A 23,667-nucleotide genomic window follows, 5' to 3' on the forward strand; every position below is an offset into this window, starting at 1 on the left:
TCCGGCAGGTGTCCGCCGACCAAGGTCCACGCCGAGGCCGGGGCGCGCGCAGGACGTGGCTCGTCCTGCTGCTCGCCCTGGCCTGCGCGGCCGTGCTGCTCACCGCCCTCCCGGAAGACGACCGGGAGGGCGGCGACGCATGTCAGGCCCGCACCGTCGCGTCCTGGACCGCCGACGACAAGGTCACCGACGCGTTCGCCCGCTACGGCGACGACGCCGCGCGGGCGGACGACTGGACCGGCGGGGACGGCACGCATTCGGTGCGCCTGCCCGACGGGCGGCTGCTCTGGCTGTTCTCCGACACCTTCCTCGGCCAGGTGCACGCGCCCCCGAACCCCGCGGGCCAGCCGCACACCTGGCGTGACGCGAACACACCCATGGTCCGCAACTCGGGGGTGGTGATGTCGCGTTCGGGCTCCCTGGAACGCACCCTGCCCGCCCCGCTCTTCGCCGACCCGGCACCCCAGCAGTGGCGCTGGCCGGTCGCCGCGAAGGTGGAACCCCGCTCCCCCGGCTCGTCCGAGAAGGTCGTGCGCGTCCTGCTCTGGACCCGCTCCACCGGCACGGGCCCGTGGATCTACGGCGTGCCGCACGCCACCGAGGTCGCCACGCTCTCCCTGCCCGACCTGCGCGTCGAGGGCATCGTCAAGGTCTCCGACCAGAGTTCCGTGCCGGACCTCGACAAGCGTGTCCTGTACGGCACGACGACGGTGGACGACGGCGACTGGACATACGTCTTCGGCGGCAACGACGGCAAGGCGGTCTCGCGCCCCGCCTCGCACGCCTACGTGGCACGCGTCCCCAAGGGCAGGCTGGCGGAGCCCGGCGCGTGGCGGTACTGGAACGGCAAGGACTGGACGGAGTCCGGGAAACCGCGGGCCGTGCTCGGTGACGGCGAGCGCAAGGGTGTGGGCAGCGCGTTCACCGTGGTGCGCGTGAAGGGGACGTACGTCCTGTTCACGATGGCCGCGGGGGCCGAGGGCCTGACCACCGTGACCTCCTACTGGGCGTGCTCGCCCACCGGCCCCTGGCACGGCCCCGCCAAGGGCTTCGCGCCGCCCCTGCCGAAGGACGGCGCGGACCGGCAGGACACGGCGGCGTACAACCCGCAGGCCCATCCCGCGCTCAGCGACGACGGCCGGCTGCTGCTCAGTTACGACGTCAACTGGCTGGACGCGGCGCCCGCGAGCGCGCAGGCGAACGTCAGCCGGAACGTGTCCCTGTACCGACCGCGGTTCGTGTCCGTTCGACTGGCGACGGCTCGGTGAAGAAGTCCTCGGGGTCGCGCGAGCGCCGCTTGGCGATCACCGCGCAGACCATCAGCTGCATCTGGTGGAAGAGCATCAGCGGGAGCACGGCGAGCGAGGCCTCGGCCCCGAACAGGACGCTCGCCATGGGCAGTCCGGCCGCGAGGGACTTCTTCGACCCGGCGAACTGGATGGCGATGCGGTCCCCGCGGCCGAAGCCCATCTTCTTGGCCCCGTACCAGGTGAGGGCGAGCATCGCGGCGAGGAGCACCGCCTCCACGCCGAGCAGCGCGCCCAGCCGCAGCGGCGTCACCTGGTGCCAGATGCCCTGCACCATGCCCTCGCTGAACGCGGTGTAGACGACTAGCAGGATCGAGCCGCGGTCGACGAGGCCGAGGACCTTCTTGTTCCGTGCGATGAACGCGCCGATCCACCGGCGCAGGAACTGACCGGCGAGGAACGGCACGAGGAGCTGCAGCACGATCTTGAGGACGGAGTCCGCGGAGAACCCGCCCCCGCTGTTGCCGAGCAGGGCGGCCGCGAGCAGCGGCGTGAGGACGATGCCGGCCAGCGAGGAGAAGGAGCCCGCGCAGATCGCCGCGGGGACGTTGCCGCGTGCCATGGAGGTGAAGGCGATCGACGACTGGATCGTGGACGGCACGAGCGTCAGGAAGAGGAATCCGCTGTAGAGGGCGGGTGTCAGGACCCACGGAACGAGGCCCCTGGCCGCGAGCCCGAGCAGCGGGAAGACCAGGAACGTACAGGCCAGGACGGTGGTGTGGAGCCGCCAGTGCTTCAGCCCGTCAAGGGCTTCGCGGGTGGAGAGCCGCGCCCCGTAGAGGAAGAACAGGAATGCCACGGCCGCGGTCGACGCGCCGCCCGCGACCTCGGCGCCCACGCCGCGCGCGGGCAGCAGCGCGGCGATCCCCACTGTGCCGAGCAACGCCAGGATGTAGGGGTCGATCGGCATCCAGGTGGGCCAGCTCGGGCGTTTCACTTCGCTCCAACGGTTCGGTTCATGTCGTGCCCTCTCGATGATCCTCCTGATCACCGCGATCGGGAATCCCGGATACCGCTCTGACTGTCATCACGTTCCGCGATAACCTCGTGACCATGTATGACCCCGCCCAGCTCCGCACGTTCCTCGCGGTGGCCCAGACGTTGAGCTTCACGCAGGCCGCCCGGCGCCTGGGGCTTCGCCAGTCCACGGTGAGCCAGCACGTGCGCCGCCTGGAGGACGCCACCGGACGCCAGCTCTTCGCGCGCGACACGCACTCGGTGGAGCTGACCGAGGACGGCGAGGCCATGCTCGGCTTCGCGCGGCGGATCCTGGAGGTGCACGAGCAGGCGACGGCCTTCTTCACCGGTACGCGGCTCGGCGGGCGGCTGCGGTTCGGCGCGTCGGAGGACTTCGTCCTGACCCGGCTCACCGACATCCTGGAGTCGTTCCGGCACGATCACCCGGAGGTCGACCTGGAGCTGACGGTCGAACTCTCCGGCACGCTGCACGAGAGCCTCGACGCGGGCAAGCTCGACCTGGTCCTGGCCAAGCGGCGCCCGGAGGACCCGCGGGGCGAACTGGTCTGGCACGACGAGCTGGTGTGGATCGGCGCCGAGCGGCTGCGGCTCGACCCCGACAAGCCGGTGCCGCTCATCGTGTACCCGCCGCCGGGCATCAGCCGCGCCCTCGCCCTGGAGGCCCTGGAGCGGCGCGGCCGTGCCTGGCGGATCGCCTGTACGAGCGGCAGCCTGAACGGCCTGGTCGCCGCGGCCCGCGCGGGGCTCGGCGTGATGGCGCACTCGCACGGCCTGATCCCGCCCGGCCTGGTCCGGGTCCCGGAGCGGGCCGGGCTTCCGGAGCTGGGCGCGGTCGACTTCGTGCTCCTGCACGGGGAGCGGCGGGCCTCGGCGCAGGGCGCGGCGGACGCGCTCGCGGCCTCGATCCTCGCGGGCGGCGACCGGCTGCACCGGCGGCGTCAACGAGGTCAGTGATGCTCAGCGGAGGTAAGGCCGGTACGTGAGCTGCTTGACTCGGCGCATGAACGGCGCCGTCTCGACGTGCTGGACGCCGTCGAGCTGCCCCAGTTTCCCGCTCAGGTAGGCGTAGAGCGCCGGGATGTCCCGGGTCACGGCCGTCGCCATGAGATTGGAGGGCCCGGCCACGGCGGTGGCGTGGGCGATCTCGGCGTGGGAGGCGAGGGCCTTGCCGACCGAGTCCATGGCCCAGGGCGCGGTGGTGATCCAGAGCATCGCCCCGACGTTGACACCGATGAGGGCATCGGCGTACTCGATGTCGATGTAGATCACGCCGGACGCGAGGAGCCCGGCGAGGCGGCGTTTGACCGCCGACTCCGAACGGCCGGTGGCCTGCTGGAGCTCGGGGTAGGTCGCGCGGCCGTCCCGCTCGAGTACCGCGACCAGCGGTTCGTCCTCCGGCTCGATCCGCAGGGGTCCCTCCGCGCGGACGGCCGGCACGGGGGTCGCGGGACGCAACTGGGCGACCTGCTCCGCGCTGAGCGGTCCGTGCTTGATGAGCCAGCCGTCCGGGCCGCCGAAGAAGCGGTGCAGCATCTGCTGCGCGCGGATGTCGACGATGTGCGGGGTGCGCGGGAGTTTGCCGAGCAGCAGTTCGTCCTGGTCGGTGCGGGTGCGGGGCCGGGTGCAGCAGACGACCTCGGTGCCGCCGGACGTCAGGCCGATCCAGGAGGTGTCGGGGCGGCGGGCCAGCGCGGCGGCGATGGGCTCGGCGCCGTCGGGGGCGCAGCGCAGCCGCAGCATCCACTGGCCCTGGCCGAGCCGCTCGTGATCGCGTACGGCGACGACCCGCAGTCCGCCGCCGGCGACGAGCCTGCGGTAGCGGCGGGCGACGGTCTGGTCGGAGACCCCGAGGACGGCGGCGATCTTGCTGAACGGCGCGCGCCCGTCGAGCTCCAGGGCCTGCAGGAGCTTGACGTCGAACGGGTCCGGCGCGTCCGATGTGGCGGATTCCGTCGCTGCACTGCCCATCGGTGTCGGATTCCCTCGGTCTCGCACGGCTGATGACCGGGATCGTCCGGCCGGACTTCATCGTACGAGCAACGCACACGTGTCGTACACGTCGTGCACGTCGCACGAGGAGACTTGAGAATGCGTACATGGGGGCCGCTCACAGCGGTATGCCTGGGGACGTTCATGCTGCTGCTGGACGTGACCATCGTGGTCGTGGCACTGCCCGACATGGCGAGAGCGCTCGACGCCTCGCTGAGTGATCTGCAATGGGTGATCGACGGTTACGCCCTCGCGCTCGCCGCGCTGCTGCTCGGGGTCGGCGCCGCGGCGGACGTGCTCGGCAGGCGGCGGCTCAACGTGGCGGGCACCGCGCTCTTCGCGCTCGCCTCGCTGGGCTGCGGGCTCGCCACGAACGCGGAGGTCCTGGTGGCCGCCCGCGCTCTGCAGGGCCTGGGGGCGGCCGCGATGTTCGCGACGACGCTGCCGCTGCTCGGGGCCGCCTACCAGGGGCGGGACCGGTCGGTGGCGCTCGGCGTCTGGGGCGCGGTCAGCGGGGCCGCGGCGGCGCTCGGGCCGATCGTCGGCGGGCTGCTCACCGAGGGGCCCGGCTGGCGGTGGATCTTCTTCGTGAACCTGCCGGTGAGCGTCGCCTCGATGTGGCTGACGCTGCGCGTGGTTCCGGAGTCCAAGGGCCAGGCGGGCCGCCGGGTCGACTGGGCGGGCACGGTGACGTTCGCGCTGTTCGCTGGCGCGCTGACGTACGGGGTGGTGCGGGCCGGTGCGGAGGGCTGGACGTCCGGGCCCACCGTGGCGACCCTCGCGGTCTCGCTGCTCGCGCTCGTGGCGTTCGTGGCCGTCGAACGCCGGGTGGCGCACCCGCTCATCGACCTGCGGCTGCTGCGCATGCCCGCGTTCACGGGCGTCCTGGTCGGCGCGATCGGCTACAACGCGGCCGCGTTCGGCCTGATGCCCTACCTCTCGATCTGGCTGCAGACCGTGCTCGGCATGAGCCCGGTGACCGGCAGCCTCGTCATGCTGCCGCTCGCCGCGACCTCGTTCGTCGTGGCCGCGATCGGCGGGCGGCTGCTGCACGGGGTGCCCGCGCGCCTGACCATCGGCGTGGGCCTGCTTCTGATCGGGGGCGGCGGACTCGCCCTGGCGGTACTCGACGCCGGGTCGTCCTGGGGCGCGCTCATCCCCGGGCTGACGCTCGCGGGCGTCGGCACCGGCCTGGTCTCGCCCGCCCTGGGAGGCGCGGCCCTGGCGGCGGTGCCGCCGGCGAACGCGGGGATGGCGGGCGGCGCGGTCAACACGTTCCGCCAGCTCGGTTACGCGGTCGGCGTGGCCGTCTTCGGCACCGTGCTGACCTCGCGGATGCAGGACTCGCTCGGCCACGACGCGGCGCACACCGTCGCGGGGGGCGGGGCGTCGGCGGTGGGCGGCACGTTCTCCGAGCACGCCGTGCGGTCGGCGTTCGCCTCCGGCCTGAACTCGGCCGCGGTCGTCGCGGGCGTGGTGGGTCTGGCGGCGGGAGCGGCGGTTCTCGTCATGGTGCGGTCCGCGCGCCCGGCACCGGAAGCGAACATTCCGGCAGCCGCCGAACGAGTCCCCGCGGCGCAGCCACAGCCGTAACCGCTGCGTACAGATTCCGTGGAGATTACGCCACCGAAACTTACTGAACCGTAAGTATTCTGTCCCGCCTCTCCCCTTGTGGCCGGATTTACCCGTGTGACCAGCGTGAATGTGACGTACCGACGGGTCGGTCGACCCTCTCCCGCCGGGCTGCGCTGTGGGGTACCGTCACGGCGCTGTGCGGAGCGCCACAAGGAGCATCATTGCGCGAGTTCACGAACCCTCCGATGGCGTCGGCGCCGCTGGTGGGCGGCCTTGCCGACGTCGTGTTCGACCATGCCCTCGGGGATCCGCTGCACGTCGCCTTCGGCCGCAAGACCGACGGCGAGTGGCGTGATGTCACATCGGCGGAGTTCCGCGACCAGGTGATGGCGCTGGCGAAGGGGCTGCTCGCCCAGGGCGTGCGCTTCGGCGACCGGGTCGCCATCATGTGCCGCACCCGCTACGAGTGGACGCTCTTCGACTACGCGCTCTGGACTGTCGGCGCCCAGGTGGTGCCGGTCTACCCCACGTCCTCCGCCGAGCAGGTCTTCTGGATGCTGCACGACGCGCAGGTGTCGGCCGCCATGGTCGAGCACGAGGACCACGCGATGACGATCGGCTCGGTGATCGACCGGCTGCCGCAGCTGCGCAGGCTGTGGCAGCTGGACGCCGACGCCGTGGAGGAGCTGTACCGGGCGGGCCAGGACGTCGACGACGAGGTGGTCAACCGCCACCGCCGCGCCGTCACCCCCGACTCGATCGCCACGATCATCTACACCTCGGGCACCACGGGCCGCCCCAAGGGCTGTCTGATCTCCCACGCGAACTTCATGTTCGAGGCGGAGACGGTCATCCAGCGCTGGGAGCCGGTCTTCCACTCCCGGCGCGGCGACGAGGCGACCACGTTGCTCTTCCTGCCGCTCGCGCACGTCTTCGGGCGCATGGTGCAGGTCGCCGCGGTCCGCGGCGGGGTCAAGCTGGGCCATCAGCCGAGCCTGAACGCGGCGGCGCTCATCCCGGACCTCGCGGCGTTCCGCCCGTCGTTCATCCTGGCCGTGCCGTACATCTTCGAGAAGGTCTTCAACGCGGCGCGGCGCAAGGCCGAGAAGGACGGCAAGACGGGCCCCTTCGACAAGGCCGTGGAGTGCGCCGTGCGGTACGCGGACGCGATGGAGGCCAGGGCCTTCGGCACCGGTCCAGGCCCCTCGGCGGCTCTGCGCATGCAGCACTCGCTCTTCGAGAAGCTCGTCTACGCCAAGGTGCGCGACGCGATGGGCGGCCGCGTCCGGCACGCGATGTCGGGCGGCTCCGGGATGGACCGGCGCCTCGGCCTGTTCTTCGCGGGCGCGGGCGTCGAGATCTACGAGGGCTACGGCCTGACGGAGTCGACCGCCGCCGCCACCGCCAACCCGCCCGAGCGCACTCGCTACGGCACGGTCGGCCAGGCCATCCCCGGCACCACCGTCTACATCGCGGAGGACGGCGAGGTCTGGCTGAACGGCGACAACGTCTTCCAGGGCTATCTCAACGACCCCAAGGCCACCGACGCGACCCTGCACGACGGCTGGCTGGCCACCGGCGACCTGGGCGCCCTTGACGAGGACGGCTACCTCACGATCACCGGGCGCAAGAAGGAGATCCTGGTGACGTCCGGCGGCAAGAGCGTCTCGCCGGGGCAGCTGGAGGAGCGGGTGCGCGACCATCCGCTGGTCGCGCAGTGCATCGTGGTGGGCAACGACCGCCCGTACATCGCGGCGCTCGTCACGCTGGACGGCGAGGCCGTGGAGCACTGGCTGAACATGCGCCGCAAGCCGCCGATGTCCCCGACGGACCTGGTGCGCGACCCGGACCTGGAGACCGAGGTGCGACGCGCCGTGGTGGCCGCCAACACCCTTGTCTCGCAGGCCGAGTCGATCCGTACGTTCCGGATACTGGCCCACCAGTTCACCGAGGAACACGGGTTGCTGACCCCCTCGCTGAAGTTGAAGCGCAAGGCCATCGAGAACGCCTACTCGGCGGAGGTCGAGGCGCTCTACCGGGCGTGATCACCCACATCTGATGGTTCGTCATTTATTGATGCGGTGGTTATTGACGGTTCATCAGGTCCCGCACAGAATCAGCCCCACTTCGACGGAGGGGGCTCGACTCGTGTCGCGATCGATCCGCACCATCACCGCCACCGTGGCCGCACTGCTGCTCGCCACCGCCTGCAACTCCGCCTCGAACAGCAGCGATTCGAGCGGCGGCGACAAGGCAGGCGGCTCCGTACGCGGCGTGAGCGCCGACTCCATCAAGGTCGGCGGCATCGTCTCCATGACGACCGCGAGCGGTTACAGCAAGAAGGACACCGACCTCGGCGCCAAGGCCCGCTTCGACCGCGTGAACGCCGAAGGCGGCGTACACGGACGGAAGATCGACTACCTGGGCGCCGAGGACGACGGGCAGGACCCGGGCAAGAATCTCGCGGCGGCGCGCAAACTGGTCCAGCAGGACAAGGTGTTCGCAGTGTCACCGATGAGCTCGGTGACCTTCTCCGGCGCCGACTTCCTCCAGAAGCAGAAGGTGCCGACCTTCGGCTGGGGCACCATCCCGCCCTTCTGCGGACCCAGTTACATGTACGGCTACGGCGGCTGCATGGTCCCGATGCCGGGCGGCACCATCACCCAGAGCTGGCCCGAGGGCCTGAAGAAGGTGACGGACGGCTCGAAGGGCAAGTCCGTGGCCATCCTCGCCAACGACAACGACGCGGGCACCTTCGCCATCCGCACCTACAAGCAGAGCTTCGCGGCGGCCGGTTACAAGGTGACGTACGCCAAGTCGACCGTGCCCGCGACCTCCGTGCCGAGCGACTGGTCGGCGTACACCAAGGAGATCCTGCGCTCGGACGGCGGCAAGGCGCCCGACGTGGTCGTCTCCGTCATGCAGACCCCGTACAACATCGGCCTGTTCACGGCCGTCAAGCGCTCCGGCTTCAAGGGCGTGCTCACCGACCCGACCGACTACGACCCCGGCCTCCTCGCCAAGAGCGCCACGAAGAAGGCACTCGACGGCGTGCACATCCTGCTCGCCTTCCAGCCGTTCGAGCAGAACACGGCGGCGATGAAGCAGTTCAAGGCGGACATCAGGAAGACGGCGGGCAAGGACGTCCCGCTCAACATGCACATGATGACCGGCTACATGTCGGCCGACCTCTTCCTCGCCATCGCCGAGAAGGCGGGCAAGGACCTGACCGCCGACTCCTTCCAGCAGGCGGCGAACGGCTTCTCCGACCAGGACACGATGGTCGGCGACCGCAGTCTGCCCAAGGGGCAGAAGGAGTCGTTCGGCTGCGGCGCGCTCGTGCAGCTGAAGGGCGGGGAGTACTCGGTGTCGGCGCCGTTCAAGTGCTACGAGCCCATTCCCTTCAAGTAGCGGACCCGCACGTAGCGATCTTCAATCAGAGGGGGCGCGTCACCCATGTCTGATCTGCTGGGATTCGTGCTGAGCGGTCTCGTCTCCGGCGCCCTGTACGCGCTGCTCGCGACGGGCCTCGTCCTGTCCTACTCCGCCTCCGGCCTCTTCAACTTCGCGCACGGCGCGACCGCCTACCTCTGCGCGCTCGCCTTCTACGAACTCCACTCCGGCTTCGGCTGGCCCGCCGTACCGACGGCCCTGCTCCTCGTCTGCGTCGTGGCGCCCGCGCTCGGCTGGGGGCTCGACCGGCTGATGTTCCGGAAACTGGCGAGGGTGGGCGAGACCGCGCAGATCGTGGCGACGATCGGCCTGCTCGTCGCGCTGCCCGCGCTCGGCCTGTGGGCGGTGGAACTCCTCGAGGACGCGGGGGCGTCCGTCAAGCCGGCCGAGAACCAGTTCGGGCTGCCGGGCGTGGGGCCGAGCCCCGCCAAGAACTGGCAGCTCATGGACGGCGTCGGCATCGACTCCGACCAGCTGATCACCTGGGTCGCGACGGCCGTGGTCGCGATCGGCCTGTGGGTCCTGATGCGGCACACACCGCTGGGGCTCCGGCTGCGGGCCGCGGTGGACAACCGCTCGCTGGTGGAGCTGCGGGGCATGAGCGCGGACCGGCTCTCCTCGGTGGCCTGGATGCTGTCGTCGGGCCTCGCGGGTCTGGCGGGCGTCCTCGCGACGCCGCTGCTCGGCCTCTCCTCGCACGACTTCACCCTCTTACTGTTCGTGTCGGCGACGGCAGCGGTGCTCGGGCGCTTCATGTCGATCCCGCTGGCGTTCGCGGGCGGGCTCGGCCTGGGAGTCCTGCAGAACCTGGTCGCCGGGTACGCGGACTTCGCGGAGAAGATCACCGGTTTCCGTACGGCGGTCCCCTTCCTGATCCTCTTCGCCGGGCTGCTCCTCATGGCACGGCGGCAGCGGACGGCGGGCACGGCGGCGGTGGACGCGCCGCCGATCGACTACCTGGCGGGGAAGTCGTGGATGCGGCGCTGGGGGCCGTGGGCGGTCGGGGGCGTGCTGCTGGCGCTCTCCTTCTACACGGTCACCACCCCCTTCTGGAGCGGCATCCTCGCGCAGGGCCTGGCCATCTCCCTGGTCTTCGTCTCCTTCACCGTGGTGACGGGCCTCGGCGCGATGGTGTCCCTGGCGCAGGCGACGTTCGTGACGGGCGCGGCCCTCGTGGCGGGCCTGCTGATGAGCCACGGGTGGCCGTTCATCGCCGCGGCGCTCGTCGGGACGTGCGGAGCGGCGGTGCTCGGTGCCCTCGTCGCGCTGCCCGCGCTGCGCCTCGGCGGCCGGTCACTGGCGCTCGCCACTCTCGCGCTGGCCTTCCTCGCCGATCAAGTCCTCTTCCAGATGGGGTGGTTGAGGAACGGCGACACCGGCTGGGAGATCCCGCGCGCCGTCTTCGGCCCCGTCGACCTGAGCGACGACCGGGCGATGGGCGTGGCGATGGTCGTACTCGTCGCGGTGGCCGTGGCCGCGCTCAGCGCGCTGCGGGGGTCGGCGACGGGGCGGGCGATGCTGGCGGTGCGGTCCGCTCCGGCGGCGGCGATGGCCTCCGGGGTCTCGGTGGTCCGGACGAAGCTGCTCCTGTTCACGCTGTCGGCCGGGCTCGCGGGTTTCGGGGGCGTGATGTACGCGTCGTACAACACCCGCATCACGGCCACGGACTTCACCGCGATGACGGGCCTGGTGTGGCTGGCGGTGGTGGTCGCCGCGGGGGTGCGGAGGCCGCAGTTCGCGGTGGTGGCGGGTCTTGTCTTCGCCATCATGCCGCACCTGATCGCCGACTACGTGACGGAGTCGGTACAGCTGCCGGTGATCCTGTTCGGGTTGGCGGGGTTGGCGTTGGCCAATGATCCGGACGGGTATTGCGCGGCGGTGTCCGTGCGGGTGCATCGGCGGCGGGTGGCGAAGACTCCAGCCCGTCCGGCGTTTGAGGACGAGCGCGGCGGAGCCGGTGATCGGCGGTCACCCGTGGCGGCGGAGCCGGTTTCGGCAAGGGGCGGGCTCGGGGAAGAGAACCCGTCCTCCCTCGCCCTCCACGACATCCACGCCGGATACGACGGCGCCCCCGTGCTCCACGGAGTGACCCTCACCGTCCACCCGGGGGAAATCGTCGCCCTCCTCGGCCCCAACGGCGCAGGCAAGTCCACGACATGCCAGGTCGCGGCAGGGCTGATCGCCTCCACCAGGGGCGAGATCCACGTCGCCGGGGCGGACGCCACCCGCACCGGCCCCGTCCACCGCTCCCGCGCGGGAGTCGTCCTCGCCCCCGAGGGCCGCGGCATCTTCCCCGCCCTCACCATCGAGGAGAACCTCACCCTGCACCTGAAGGATCCGCACGCCCGCGACGCCGTCTACGAACGCTTCCCCGGCCTCGCCGCACGGCGAAAGGTCACCGCGGGTTCCCTTTCCGGAGGAGAGCAGCAGATGCTCGCCCTCGCGCCCCTCCTCCAGCGCCCGCCCAAGGTGCTGATCGCGGACGAACCGTCCCTCGGCCTCGCCCCCCGCGTCGTCGAGGAAGTCTTCCGGCTGCTCGCCGAACTCCGGGACTCCGGGACGGGGTTGCTCCTGGTCGAGGAGAAGGCCGCCGAGATCCTCGGCGTCGCGGACACCGTCGCCTACCTCGCGCAGGGCCGGGTCTCCTGGTGCGGCCCGCGCTCAGAGGTCCGGGCGGACCAGCTGACCGAGGCCTATCTGGGCATAGCCGCACGGAACCGTACCGAAGGAGTGGGCAGGCCATGAGCGAGCGCGTGCTCGAAGCCGCCGGCATCGGCGTCCGCTTCGGCGGCATACACGCCCTGACCGACGTGGGCCTGGGCCTGCGCCCCGGCGAGGTATGCGGCCTCATCGGCCCCAACGGAGCCGGCAAGACAACCCTGTTCGACGTCGTCTCCGGCATCCGCCGCCCCGATCAGGGCCGCGTCCTGCTCGACGGCGCTGACGTCACCCGCCGCTCCCCCGTCTGGCGCGCCCGCCACGGCATGCGCCGCACCTTCCAGCGCCAGCAGCTCTTCGGGCAGCTCACGGTCGGTGACAATCTGCTCGTCGCGCAGGAGTGGCGCGGGGGCGGTGGCGGGTTCGCCGCGGATCTGCTGGCGGCACCCACCCGCCGCAGACACGAGACCGAACGACGCGTACGCGCCTCAACTGTCCTACAGGAGTGCGGACTTGCGGACTTGTCCGACGACTACGCGGGCGCGCTGCCCGTCGGCCGGGCCCGCATGGTGGAACTGGCACGCGCGGTGGCGGACCCGCCCAGGGTGCTGCTCCTGGACGAGCCGGCCTCCGGCATGACGGCCGACGAACGAGCCCAGCTGTCGGCGGTCATCCGGCACCTCGCGGACGAGGAGGGCTGCGCCGTGCTCCTGGTGGAGCACAACGTCGCGTTCGTGATGGAGCTCTGCGCCCGCGTGATCGTCCTCGACCTGGGCCATGTCCTGGCCGAGGGCACGGCGGCAGAGGTACGCGCGGACCCCCGGGTACGGGACGCGTACCTGGGTACGACGGCGGCCTAGCCACAGGGCATCCGGTTGGCCACCGCGCATCCGAGCATTTACCGGTCGTTCACATAAGTATTCCGCGTTCAAAGATGTGCAATAGAGTCGTGCACATGGGAGTGGTCAAGGAATGCGGCACCGCACGTGATCGTTGACCATGGGAGTACCACCCGACGACTTAAGGATCGAGAGCTCGTGAGCAAGGTCCCCCCGATCATCCTGAACAACGGCGTCGAGATGCCGCAGCTCGGTTTCGGCGTCTGGCAGGTCCCGGACGACGAGGCCCAGGCGGCCGTCGCGACGGCGCTGGAGGCCGGGTACCGCAGCATCGACACCGCGGCCATCTACGGCAACGAAGAGGGCACCGGCAAGGCCATCGCCGCTTCGGGCATCGCCCGCGAGGAGCTCTTCGTCACGACGAAGCTCTGGAACACCGACCAGGGATACGACTCCACGCTGCGGGCCTTCGACACGTCCCTGGAGAAGCTCGGCCTCGATTACGTGGACCTGTACCTGATCCACTGGCCGCTGCCCTCCAAGGGCCTCGCCGTGGACACGTACAAGGCCTTCGAGAAGATCCAGGCCGACGGCCGCGCGAAGTCCATCGGTGTCTCGAACTTCCTGCCCGAGCACCTGGAGAAGCTTCTCGCCGAGACGTCGGTCGTCCCGGCGGTGAACCAGATCGAGCTCCACCCGCACCTCCAGCAGCACGCCCTCCGCGAGTTCCACGCGGAACAAGGCATCGCCACGGAGGCCTGGTCCCCCCTCGGCCAGGGCAAGGGCCTCCTGGAGGTCCCGGCGATCATCGCCATCGCCCAGAAGCACGGCCGCACCCCGGCCCAGGTCGTCCTGCGCTGGCACATCCAGCTGGGCAACGTCGTGATCCCCAAGTCCGTGACCCCGTCCCGGATCAAGGAGAACATCGACGTCTTCGGCTTCGAACTGGACCCGGAGGACATGGCGGCGATCAGCGCACTGAACGAGGACCGCCGCCTGGGCCCGGACCCGGCCACGTTCGACGCGGCCTGAGGCTCACCCTCGTACGTGACCCTGGCCCAGGGTCAGGAGCGTGGCTCCTGCCACCCGGCCAGGGTCTCGCGAGCGGCGACGGTCTCCGAGGCGCCCTCCCCGAGCTCGCGGGCGAAACCGTCGGCGGCGCGGCTCAGTTGCCGGATGGCGCCCTCCATGTCGCCTTCCATGGCAAGGGAATGCGCGAGATGTGACCTCGCCTCGTACGTCCGCAGGTGGTCCTCGCCCAGTGACGTCTTCAGGTCGGCCAGTGACGCTTGATGCAGCACACTTGCCGCTTCCGGCTCTCCGGCCTGCTGATAGGCCTCCGCGAGTTGATGGCGTGTGCGAAGGGTTCCCGGGTGCACGTCGCCCAGACTGGAGACGCGTTCGCCCAACGTCGCCTCCAGCAGGTCGATCGCGCGCCCTGCTTCTCCGGCTTCCAGCAGCGCTTCGGCCAGATCGCTGTATGCCCTGCGGGTCTCGACGTGCGACTCCCCGAGGACACTGATCCGTTTGCCCAGCGTCCGCTCATACAGCGCGGTCGCCTTCGCTCTCATCCCACTGCGCCGGTAGGCCTCTGCCAGCGCCGCGGCCGCCCGCAACGTCTCGGGGTGCTCGTGGCCCAAGGTCTCGCCCTTGGTCGTCAGAGCGTCCTCGTACAGGGAAATCGCCCGCCCGAGATTCCCGGTCAGGACGCAGGCGCGGGCCAACCGATCCTGGAGGCCCAGGGTCTTCGGATGCTCCTCGCCGAACGTGTCGGCGCTGTATGACAACGCCTCCCCGTACATCTCCATGGCCTGGTCGAGAACGCCTTCGCGTTCGTACACCCCGGCCAGGGCGGCCAGCGTCGTGAGCGTGCGGGGATGTGCCTCACCCAGGACTTCCCGGTATCCGGCCACGACCTGCTCGAGCTCCGCCACCGCAAGCGTCGTGTCTCCCACCTTGTCGTACGCGAGAGCCAGTTCGCCGCGCACGGCGAGTGTGGCGGGCGCCAGGTCGCCCCGCTGCCGCCGGTACGTGGTCAGCACCTCCTGGTAGGCGGCCACCGCACGGTCCCAGTCCTCGTCCGCCAGATAGGCGCCGGCGAGCCGCTCCAGCACCGGAACCGTCACCGGGTGGTCCTCGCCCAGAGTCCTGAGCGCGAGGGCATGGGTCACCTCCAGCTCCCTGATCGCCCGCCTCGTCGCGCCCGTCGCCAGGAAGGCACCGGCGAGGTCCGCGCGCAGCGCGATCCTCTCCGGATCGTCCTCGGGCCTCCCCGCGCGGTCCATCGAGGCCCTTACGTTCCTGAACCACGCGAGCGCCCGCGCTGTGTCGCCCGACGCCAGATACGCCCTGCCGAGCAGAATCGCGGCGTGGTGCGCTCGGGAATCGTCCTCGTCCAAGATTCTCTGCAAGGACTCCGCTGCCCTCTGCAAAAAGGCCAGGGCTTGTTCCAGCTGGCCCTGTGCCATGAGGAAACGTGCCGTATCGGCCAGCAGGGTTCCGGAGACGACGTCGTCGTCCACGGGCGGGGAATGGTCGGCGTATGCCTCGACGTGCGGGAGGAGAGCACGCCAAAGGGGCCAGCCGGCCGGGTCGTCCGGGTCGTCGGGAATCGCCTTCGCGAGGCCGCGGGCAGCCGCCCGCCGGGCCGCCTGCGAGTCCTTCTCGCTGCTCACGCCCGGTTCTCCGGTGTCCCAGACGCGGGCGAGGCGTGCGATCAGGGGGTGCACGCTGACCGTCACCGCTCCGGCTTGGTGGTCGAGGAGGTTTGCGTGCACCAGGAACTCCAGCGCGTCTGCAATCTGCGACTCGGTGAGCTGGGATCCGGTCAGGAGGTCCACGGGGATGTCTTCGGAGCCGTACCAGGCCAGAGTCTGCAGGACGCGCCTGGCCTCCGGAGTGCTGACGGCTCGCAGCCCCTGTCGCAAGCTGTCGCCGATACTGGTCGGCAGCGAATCGTCCTTCGGGTTCTGCAACCGCTGCATCTGTGCCGCGAACATGTCGCGGTACTCCTCGACGGTGGTGTCGGTCCCGGCCAGGTACGCGGACGCCTGCCGCAACGCGAGCGGCAGCCGCCCCAGTTCGTCGGCCAGCTGCTTCACCTGCGCCTCCGGCCCCCCGATCCGGTTGAACATCGCCACGGCTTCCTCCGTCGTGAGAGCACCGAGCTCCATCTGTGTGGCGGTCCCCTCCCATCCGGCGGCCAGGCGGCTGGTGATCAGGACGCTCCCGTTCGGGCCCAGACGGGAGAGGAGGACGCGTACGTTGTCGGGGTTCTCCACACCGTCGAAGACGAGGACCCAGCCCTCGTGCGAGGTCAGCCACTGAAGGGCCCATTCCCAACGCCCCTCCCTCGCCAGAAAATCCGGGACCGAGGGCTGCAATGCACGAGTGAGGCCGGACAGGCCCGTGACGATCGATGCGGGCGAGTCCGCGCGCACCCACCACACCGGGCGATGGGTCTCGGCGCGGGCCACCCCGGCCGCCCACTCCGACGCCAGCGCCGACTTGCCGACGCCTCCTATTCCATGAAGGACAACCGTGCGTGGCGATGCGGACCCCGTCCACAGGCCAAGGAGTTCGAGGTCCAGGCGCTCAAGCACATCCCTTCTGCCGACGAAATCCCGCGGCGCCTCCACGTTCGTCAGTCCCGGCGGGCACGCGACATCAGCGGGCGGGTCGAAGCCGCCGAGCAGGGAAGGCGATGGGGCTGGGGAGGCCCCATGCCCGGTGTCGTGCGGGTCCGAGCCCGACCCGCCGACCACGCTGTCCCCGCCCACCGGCCGCTCCGCCACCCGGATCGCCCGCCCCCGCAGCAGCCCCATCGCCTCCTCGCTCACCAGCGCGAAAGGCCGGCCCGCGTCCCCCAGTGCCCGGCCCCCTGTCCCTTCCGCGACCGGCACGACCGCCCCGAAGGCCCGGGGCGTCGAGCCGGCCCTGGTCTCGATCTCGGCGCCGAGCCGGTTCAACAGATCGGCGACCGCCAGTGACTCGGGGCGGGGCAGGGTCTCCAGTAGGGCGCTTCGCGCACCCGGCACGAAGTCGTACAGGCCCCGCTCCGGATCGACCGGTTCGAGGAGGCCGCTGAGGAGCACCTCGGCGAGGTCGCTGGCACGCGAGCCCGGCGTGACCCGCTGCTGGATCAGCCGCATCACCGGCAGTGCGGGCACCGAGAGAGCGACATGCGCCGCCAGGTCCACCGCCGTGGGCGAGGCCGCGGCCTGGAAGCGGAGAAGCCGCTCGGTGATCGTCAGATCTCCCTCCGCGGCGAGGGGTTGGCCGTGCGGTGGCTGCGCAGCGCTCACGTACGTCACCGCCGTGTCCCGGTGATGATCGCCGGACGCGGTCACCAGGCCCGCCCAGTCGGCCAGCCATTCGGGGGAGAGCTCCAGGACGGGCACGGGGACCGCATCCGTCGCGGGCCGTCCCGCCCGGCCGTCGTGCGGGGTGAAACGCAGCGCGGTGTTGGGGGCGCCCGCCCTGGACGCGATCGCCTTGCCGGGGATCGCGGGGGCCGCCGTGCGCCGCCAGAGTCGTTCGGGGAGGGGCTGCAGGATGGCGGTCGGGCCACGCCTGGCCCACAGATGCAGGGCCGGGGCCGCGCGCCCGCCCCACCAGTGCGGGCCCGAGCAGTCGCTGAGCAGCAGCGTCACCTGGCGGCCCGTCGGGTCCACCATGGCCGCCGGGGCCAGTGCGGGGCCTCGGGGCGAGGAGCGGATGCAGACACCCGGGCCGAGGTCGGACAGATGCCAGAGCCGTACGTCCCGGAACGCGCCGGTGCGCTGCATCGCCTCCCGCAGTTCACGCGCGAGCGAGCGCCACACCTGCATCGCCGGGCCCGTGTCCACGACGAGGGCCAGGCTCAGGAGGCGGTCGGTGGCGGGAGCCATGACCGGGGCCCAGGGGCGCAGCCCCGCGTGGAGTGCGGCGCGCGCGGCCGTCGCCTCCTCGTCCAGGATGCGGCGGCGACGGTCGGGGACACGCTGCTTGAGCGGTCGCAGGGCGCGCTGGATCTCCAGTTCGTGGCGCAGGGCCTGTGGGGCGGGGACCAGGACGTCCTCGGCGTCGGTGCCGGGACGCGGGGCGCCGTGCGGGATGTGCAGGGCCGAGCGGGTCAGGTCGCCGGGCCGGCCCTGACCGTCCGGCGCATCGCCGACGCCAGGGTGCCCGGCCGCCGGATCATCCCGCTGCCGCGCCTGTGTCACCGCCGCGTCCCCCACCCCTTCGAGGGCCGCCTGCACCGCGTCGGCCAGCCGCCCGGGCGAGTCCGCACCACCGCTCCCGCACACGCTCTCGCCGTCCGTCTCGCCCGGAGGCAGCCGCTCCGCAAGCCACAGCATCTCCGCGAGCTCCAGCGGAGTGACGTGGGGCCCCAGGGTGTCGAGCAGGCCCCGCAGTCTCACCAGCCGCTCAGTCTCCATCGGAGCGCGTTGCCTCGCTGCTCAGGAACGGCATGACCTGATCCGCCAACTGCCGGACGGTTTCCGGGGGTTCACTGAACGATGCGTGGTGGCACATGTAGATGGCGTTGAGGAGTTGGTCGTTGGCGAGCAGACCCCCGCTGCGCCGCTCGAAGAAGCGGTCGATGATCTCCTGGGCGCCCTCGGGCAGCTCGCCTCCCTCGCCCTCGACGACGGGGCCGAGGTGCTCGCGGACGATCGCCGTCAGCTCCGCCACGCTCGCGGGTTGCTTCAGGTCCACGGTCACGCAGCGGCGCAGGAACGCGGGCGGGAATTCGCGCTCGCCGTTGCTCGTCATGACGACGAGGGGGAAGGCGCGACAACTGACCGTGCCGTCGCGGATCTCCACGCGGTCGGTCGTGCTGTCGGCCGTCATCACCTTGGCCGTCGGCTCCGCACGACGGGCCAGCTCGACGATCTCGTACGCCCCCTTCTCGAAGATGGTGAGCAGGTCGTTGGGCAGGTCGATGTCGCTCTTGTCGATCTCGTCGACGAGCAGGACGCGCGGGCGCTCGTACGGGAGCAGCGCCGTGCCGAGGGGTCCGAGGCGCAGATAGTCGCCGATGTCGTCGCCCGGGGAGCCGTTGACGTCCTCGCGTCGTGCGCGCTCCGCGGCGTACAGCCGAGTGAGCGGGTCGTACTCGTACAGGCCGTCCCGGAGCGTGACCCGACTCGTGATCGGCCAGTGCAGGACCTTCCCCAGGCCCAGTTCATGGGCCACCGCGTAGGCGAGGGAGGACTTGCCGGTGCCCGGCGCACCTGTCACCAGGAGAGGCCTGCGCAGATAGAGCGCGGCGTTGACCTGGCGGACCGCGTCCTCGCCCGGCCGGTAACTGACGGCGGCGTGCGGGTTGCCGGAGTCGCCCGGCGGGGTGCGCAGGGCCGGGCCACCGGTGAAGGTGCGCCAGGGGGGCGGGGCCGGCAGGCGGTCGATGCCGTCGTGCGGGACGCGGCTCCCGGAGTAGATGCGCCAGTTGGGCGTCTCGGCGGTGTCAGGCACGCTGCACGCTCCCGGTGCTTCCTGTACGGCCAGTTCTTCCTGCGCTGCCGGTGGTCCTCACTGCTCTCCTCGCACTCCGTGGGCTCACTGATCTCCTCGAACTCCCATCGCCAGCGGCGGATCCGGTTTGCGCTCCGGGTCGTCCCAGAAGAGCGTCAGACGGTGCCCGCAGTGGTCGGCGTCCCCCTTGTCCGGGGAGCGGGCCTCCTTGCGCAGCCTCATGACCTCGAACGGCAGCCGGTCGGGGTCGAGGACCGCCACCGCTTCCGTGAGCCGGTCGAGAAACTTGTCGGGAGCACACTGCGCGTGGCCGTCCTCGCCGCAGTCGTGCCGTCTCCACAGCATGATCGGCACACCGGTGTCCAGGGCTGCCGAGAGCCAGTCCCCCAGCGGAGTCGCGGCGTACGCGAGGGCGCACACCTCGTCGTCCGCGTCCAGCCAGTCGTGGAACTCGTCGTAGCCGTAGGGGAGCCCGCACGCCACACGGCGGGGCCGGGTCTCGCCGCGGGCACGCACCGTCTCCCAGCGCCTGCGCGTGAGACGGGAGACGGTGAGCGGCTTGAGGCGGTCCATGTGCCTGACCACCACGGGCACCGTGCGCATGGGGCGGGGGCGTGCCGCCCCCGGTTCGTGGATCTGCCACTCCTCGAAGGGCTCGCTCATCAGCCGCTCCGGCACCACGAACTCCAGCATCCAGTCGCACTCGTGCAGCCTGCCGATCTGTTCGGCGAGCATCGCCTCGACCTTCGTGCGGAGTTGGCGTGGGCGGATCCTGACCGGCCCCGACGAGCCGACCGGAACGCCGTCGATCACCGTGCACACCGTGAGGTCGAGGCCGGCGCCACGGGTCATCGATTCCGCGCGGAACATCACGGAACCGATGGGCGCGGGTGCCTCGTGTGCGGCCTTCGCGTCCTGTGCCTCGGCCTCGTACTGGTCGGGCATCCAGCGCCGCAGCCAGGCTCCGACGTCCACCTCCGGCAGCCGGGTGCCGAGTTCGCGGAGCACCCGCAACAGCCGTTCCTCGCCGGTCAGTTCCTCACCGACGTACCGAATGGCGTGCCAGACCGACCGGAACGGCGGCAGCGGGCGACGGAAAGTGGGAAAAGCGCGCCGTACGAGCAGCTCAAGGCCATCGGCATCGAGGCGCGCCCCCGCGAACAGGGCGCGCAGTTCACGGCGTGGCTCACCCGGCAGCCAGTCCAGGGGCAGGAAGTCGTCCAGTTCCTCCCAGTGGCGTCGGATGGTGTCGATGGGCAGCATCCGCCCGATGTAACCCTCCTGATCGCCGCCGAGGACGGCGTCGGTGACCATGCCGACGACCTTGCCGGACTCGGGGTCGTAGACCGCCGCGCCGCTGAACCCCTCGTCCAGGCGCCGCAGGTGGGCCTGCCCGACATCGACCTCCAGCCACTCCTGACCGAGCAGCCGGTCCGCGCTGGTCGTCAGCGTGACGTGTGTGCCGTCCTGCTCATGGCCGAACGGGAAGCCCAGCGCGCGCAGTTCATGTGCGTTCCGGCCGGGCCGCGGGCGCAGCGTGTCGAGCGGCGCGAACGCACAGGGCGTCACCCGCAGCGCGTGGGCGAGTTCGAGCACCGCTATGTCACCGCGGTCCCCCAGGCGCCGCCAGTCGCCGGACCATGCGACCTTCGCGGGCAGTGTGCCGGTGACGCCCGGCAGCGTGACGGAGACCGCCGGAAGCCCTTCGACGACATGGGCACAGGTGATCAGGCGCGTACCGTCGACCAGTACGCCCGCCCCTCTGGGCGTGCCGTCGACCGTGCCGATGCGGGCACGCCACTGCATGCCTCGCATTATCCGCCCCGCACCGTCATCGTTCGCCCGGCTCGTCACGCCGGGACCAGGTCAGCTTGACGGTCAAGTGGCCCTCGGCGGCCGTCTTCGCGATGACGGCACCCGCGACGGCGCTCAGCTTCACCCCGAATTCCAGCTCGATGCCGTCGGGGTCGAGTGCCTGGTCACGGAAGGTCCGCAGCGCGGACATCGCGGCACCCCGCACATTGCTCAGCGCCGCCCCGAAGTGCCCCTCGACATCATGGATCTCGCTGCCGTCGCTTCGGCGCGACACCGACCTGAAACCCGGGTCCCTGGCGTCCACTTCCACGACGACAGGACCTTCGTCGGACTCCCATCGCATCAGCTCGCTCACAGCCCGACTCCCCTCCGCAGCCTGATCGGCGTCGCCTAAAAGGTAACGTCAACGGCACTTCCGGCAGCCGAAGTTGTGCATATTCAGCGTTGCGGTTCAGCCCTTGACCCCCACATGCACCGTCTGCGCCGACAGCAGGAACGCGTCCGGCCTGTGGTGCAGGCTCTGTTCGTCGTCGGCGTCCAGGAGGCGGTCGACCGTGGTCAGGTCTTCGGGGGTCAGGGTGTCCTCGTGCATGTCGCGGCGGCGGGAGAGCTCGGAGATGATCTGGGCGCGGGCCGCCTCGGAGACCGGGGCCGGCAGGTCCAGGAGGAACGTGCGGGTGCCCGCGTGGCGCAGGCCCGCCTCCTTGAGGAGCGTGGGCCAGTCCTCCGTGACCGACTTCGCGCCCGGCAGGTCGGCGCGCATCCGTGTGAACCACTCGTCGTCCGCCAGGTCGAAGCGGGTCTGCAGGCCCGGTCGGCCGAAGCCGATGTCGCGGGGCAGGCTGCGCTGGTTCAGGCCGCCCTCCAGGAGTGCGACCGCGCCGCCCGGCGCGAGGCGGTCCGCCAGGGCTGCCAGTGCGCCCTCCTGGTCTCCTACGTGGTGCAGGGCCCTGCCGATCCAGAGGAGGTCCGCGAGGGGCAACTTGCCTATTCCCGAGGGGAGTTCCGCTTGCAGGGTGCTGAATCGGTCTGTCAGGTTCTCCCTCGCCGCCCGCTCCCGTGCCCGCTCCAGGAGGGGCTCCGCCGGGTCCACCGCGATGACGTTCGCCTTGGGGAAGATCTCCGCGAGGAGGAAGGAGATGGACCCCGAGCCGCTGCCGACGTCCGCGATCAGCGCCGGCTCCGGCTGCCATGTGCGCAGCCACGCGGCGATCTCGCGGTTCTGCGGGGCGGCGAGCTCCGCGTTCCGTTCCAGCATCGGGCCCATCGTGGCCCAGTCGATGTCCTCGTGGTGGTGGCCGTGGTGGTGGCCGTGCTTGTGGTCGTGAGCCATCTTCTGCTGCCGCCTTCGCGTGTCCGGTGGGGTGTGTCCGTGCCGTCTCCTCAGACTGCGCCGCCGTCCCGCTCCTGGCCACTCACCTTGCGGTTTCGGCAAACCCGACGGTCAGCGGAAGGAGGCGAGCGTGAACCTTGGGTCGGGGCGCGGCACATCCTGGTCCGGCAGGGACGCCAGGCCCGCCGCGAGCTGAGCGGCCAGCGAACTGTCGGGCGGGACCCGCGTGAACCAGCCCCGGCCGATGTCCTCGACCGTGGAGCGAGGCGTGCGGCCCTGGCCGTGGCCCCGGAAGCGGGATCCGTCGGCCGGGGTCAGGCCCTGTGCCGCCGCGTACGCCTCGACCGCCTGGGCGCGGTCGACCGCGGGGCCCACCGGGCGCGGGGCCAGGACGGCGTCGATGTCGCTGCCGACGTCGTGCGCGGCGGCCTTGTCGACGGTCGTGACGAACACGCCGCCCGGCCGCAGCACACGGGCGCACTCGGCGACGACCGCCGCCGCCTCGTCGGCACTGGACAGGAGATGGAGCAGCCATACCGCGCTCACCGCGTCGAACGAGTCTTCAGGGAAGGGGAGTTGACGACTGTCTCCCAGGACTATGGCGCCCGGCAGCCGGCCCGACGCCATGCGCGCCATGTTGTGTGCCGAGTCCACCCCGGTCACCCGCAGGCCCGTCCCTGCGAGGCTCCGGGTGACCAGGCCCGTGCCGCAGGCGACGTCCAGGAGGGTGCGGGTGTCCGGCGGCAGCAGGCCGCGGACGGCGGCGGCAGCGGCGTCGGCGCGCGGCTCACCGCCCCGCGACGCGTCGTAGCGGTCGGCTTCCTTGCCGTAGTCCAGCATCCGCGCCTAGACCGCCCCGTGAGCGACGGCCAGCTCCTCGACCCGGCCGGCCAGGTCGAAGTCGCGCGTGGTGAGAGCTCCGCCCACGCTGTGCGTGTTCACGGACAAGGTGACCGTGTCGTAGCCCAGCGTCAGCTCGGAGTGGTGATCGAGCTCCTCCTGGATCCGCGCGATGTGCACGACCATCGCGGCCGCGGCGAAGTGCGAGCCGAGCCGGAAGGAGCGGGTGATCTTGTCGCCTGCGAGCGACCAGCCGGGCAGCTCCGCGAGCCGCTCCTCGACGTCCTTCTGTGACAGCGGTTCGAGTGACATGGCCGCGCCCCTTCCCGTGCGTACGGACGTGTTCCCCTCAGCCTGCCACACCCCCTCCCGCGCAGCCCTGGTCAAGCCACCGGGCAGGGAGTCTTCGATTACTGTCTGG

Annotated in this window: 17 protein-coding genes; 8 read left to right on the forward strand and 9 right to left on the reverse strand. The window is 71.1% G+C overall.

Annotation, left to right across the window (positions count from 1 at the left end; all coding sequences use genetic code 11):
* The first annotated feature begins 8 nt into the window (after positions 1 to 8).
* Positions 9 to 1,268, forward strand: a complete 1,260-nt coding sequence (locus AB0I66_RS12610) for a DUF4185 domain-containing protein (protein WP_363207743.1) — start codon at positions 9 to 11, stop codon at positions 1,266 to 1,268.
* Here AB0I66_RS12610 and AB0I66_RS12615 read toward each other — a convergent pair.
* Positions 1,204 to 2,244, reverse strand: coding sequence for a bile acid:sodium symporter family protein (locus tag AB0I66_RS12615; protein ID WP_363207744.1), 1,041 nt, complete (start codon positions 2,242 to 2,244; stop codon positions 1,204 to 1,206). The two genes, AB0I66_RS12610 and AB0I66_RS12615, sit on opposite strands and share 65 nt — an antisense overlap.
* 116 nt (positions 2,245 to 2,360) lie before the next feature.
* Between AB0I66_RS12615 and AB0I66_RS12620 the strand changes: the two genes are divergently transcribed.
* Entirely contained in the window at positions 2,361 to 3,239 is an 879-nt protein-coding gene (locus tag AB0I66_RS12620; protein ID WP_363207745.1) for a LysR substrate-binding domain-containing protein, read from the forward strand.
* Between the two features lie 3 nt (positions 3,240 to 3,242).
* On the opposite strand, the gene AB0I66_RS12625 is transcribed toward AB0I66_RS12620, so the two are convergent.
* Positions 3,243 to 4,253: an Lrp/AsnC family transcriptional regulator gene (locus AB0I66_RS12625; protein WP_363207746.1), complete on the reverse strand. Its 1,011-nt coding sequence runs from the start codon at positions 4,251 to 4,253 to the stop codon at positions 3,243 to 3,245.
* A gap of 120 nt (positions 4,254 to 4,373) precedes the next feature.
* Between AB0I66_RS12625 and AB0I66_RS12630 the strand changes: the two genes are divergently transcribed.
* The 6 genes from AB0I66_RS12630 to AB0I66_RS12655 all read left to right on the forward strand — a co-directional run bounded on the left by AB0I66_RS12630 (position 4,374) and on the right by AB0I66_RS12655 (position 13,831).
* A complete protein-coding gene (locus AB0I66_RS12630) occupies positions 4,374 to 5,867 on the forward strand; it encodes an MFS transporter (RefSeq protein ID WP_363207747.1) in 1,494 nt (497 codons plus the stop codon).
* A 203-nt stretch (positions 5,868 to 6,070) separates the two neighbouring features.
* A complete protein-coding gene (locus AB0I66_RS12635; protein WP_363207748.1) occupies positions 6,071 to 7,894 on the forward strand; it encodes an AMP-binding protein in 1,824 nt (607 codons plus the stop codon).
* A gap of 103 nt (positions 7,895 to 7,997) precedes the next feature.
* Positions 7,998 to 9,260: an ABC transporter substrate-binding protein gene (locus tag AB0I66_RS12640; RefSeq protein ID WP_363207749.1), complete on the forward strand. Its 1,263-nt coding sequence runs from the start codon at positions 7,998 to 8,000 to the stop codon at positions 9,258 to 9,260.
* Positions 9,261 to 9,305: 45 nt separating this feature from the next.
* Complete coding sequence (locus AB0I66_RS12645; RefSeq protein ID WP_363207750.1) at positions 9,306 to 12,047, forward strand: ATP-binding cassette domain-containing protein; 2,742 nt, start codon at positions 9,306 to 9,308, stop codon at positions 12,045 to 12,047.
* Complete coding sequence (locus AB0I66_RS12650) at positions 12,044 to 12,820, forward strand: ABC transporter ATP-binding protein (protein WP_363207751.1); 777 nt, start codon at positions 12,044 to 12,046, stop codon at positions 12,818 to 12,820. Before AB0I66_RS12645 ends, AB0I66_RS12650 begins: the two co-directional genes overlap by 4 nt.
* A 219-nt stretch (positions 12,821 to 13,039) precedes the next feature.
* A complete protein-coding gene (locus AB0I66_RS12655) occupies positions 13,040 to 13,831 on the forward strand; it encodes an aldo/keto reductase (RefSeq protein ID WP_363207894.1) in 792 nt (263 codons plus the stop codon).
* Positions 13,832 to 13,863: 32 nt separating this feature from the next.
* On the opposite strand, the gene fxsT is transcribed toward AB0I66_RS12655, so the two are convergent.
* From fxsT to AB0I66_RS12690, 7 genes are all read right to left on the reverse strand, one after another.
* Positions 13,864 to 18,219, reverse strand: a complete 4,356-nt coding sequence (gene fxsT / locus AB0I66_RS12660) for an FxSxx-COOH system tetratricopeptide repeat protein (protein ID WP_363207752.1) — start codon at positions 18,217 to 18,219, stop codon at positions 13,864 to 13,866.
* A complete protein-coding gene (locus AB0I66_RS12665) occupies positions 18,209 to 19,258 on the reverse strand; it encodes a MoxR family ATPase (RefSeq protein ID WP_363207753.1) in 1,050 nt (349 codons plus the stop codon). Before AB0I66_RS12665 ends, fxsT begins: the two co-directional genes overlap by 11 nt.
* A gap of 84 nt (positions 19,259 to 19,342) precedes the next feature.
* Positions 19,343 to 21,064 (reverse strand): trypsin-like peptidase domain-containing protein, encoded by a 1,722-nt coding sequence (locus AB0I66_RS12670; protein ID WP_363207754.1) that lies wholly within the window; start codon positions 21,062 to 21,064, stop codon positions 19,343 to 19,345.
* Between the two features lie 25 nt (positions 21,065 to 21,089).
* Positions 21,090 to 21,428, reverse strand: coding sequence for a CU044_2847 family protein (locus AB0I66_RS12675; RefSeq protein ID WP_363207755.1), 339 nt, complete (start codon positions 21,426 to 21,428; stop codon positions 21,090 to 21,092).
* 96 nt (positions 21,429 to 21,524) lie between these two features.
* On the reverse strand, positions 21,525 to 22,406 hold the full coding sequence (locus AB0I66_RS12680; RefSeq protein ID WP_363207756.1) for a methyltransferase: 882 nt from the start codon (positions 22,404 to 22,406) through the stop codon (positions 21,525 to 21,527).
* Between the two features lie 111 nt (positions 22,407 to 22,517).
* Positions 22,518 to 23,246 carry a class I SAM-dependent methyltransferase gene (locus AB0I66_RS12685; RefSeq protein ID WP_363207757.1) on the reverse strand — a complete coding sequence of 243 codons (729 nt, stop codon included), beginning with the start codon at positions 23,244 to 23,246 and terminating at the stop codon, positions 22,518 to 22,520.
* Positions 23,247 to 23,252: 6 nt separating this feature from the next.
* Positions 23,253 to 23,558, reverse strand: coding sequence for a 4a-hydroxytetrahydrobiopterin dehydratase (locus AB0I66_RS12690; RefSeq protein WP_363207758.1), 306 nt, complete (start codon positions 23,556 to 23,558; stop codon positions 23,253 to 23,255).
* Positions 23,559 to 23,667 lie beyond the last annotated feature (109 nt).

Source organism: Streptomyces sp. NPDC050439, from assembly GCF_040655335.1.
GTDB lineage: Bacteria > Actinomycetota > Actinomycetes > Streptomycetales > Streptomycetaceae > Streptomyces.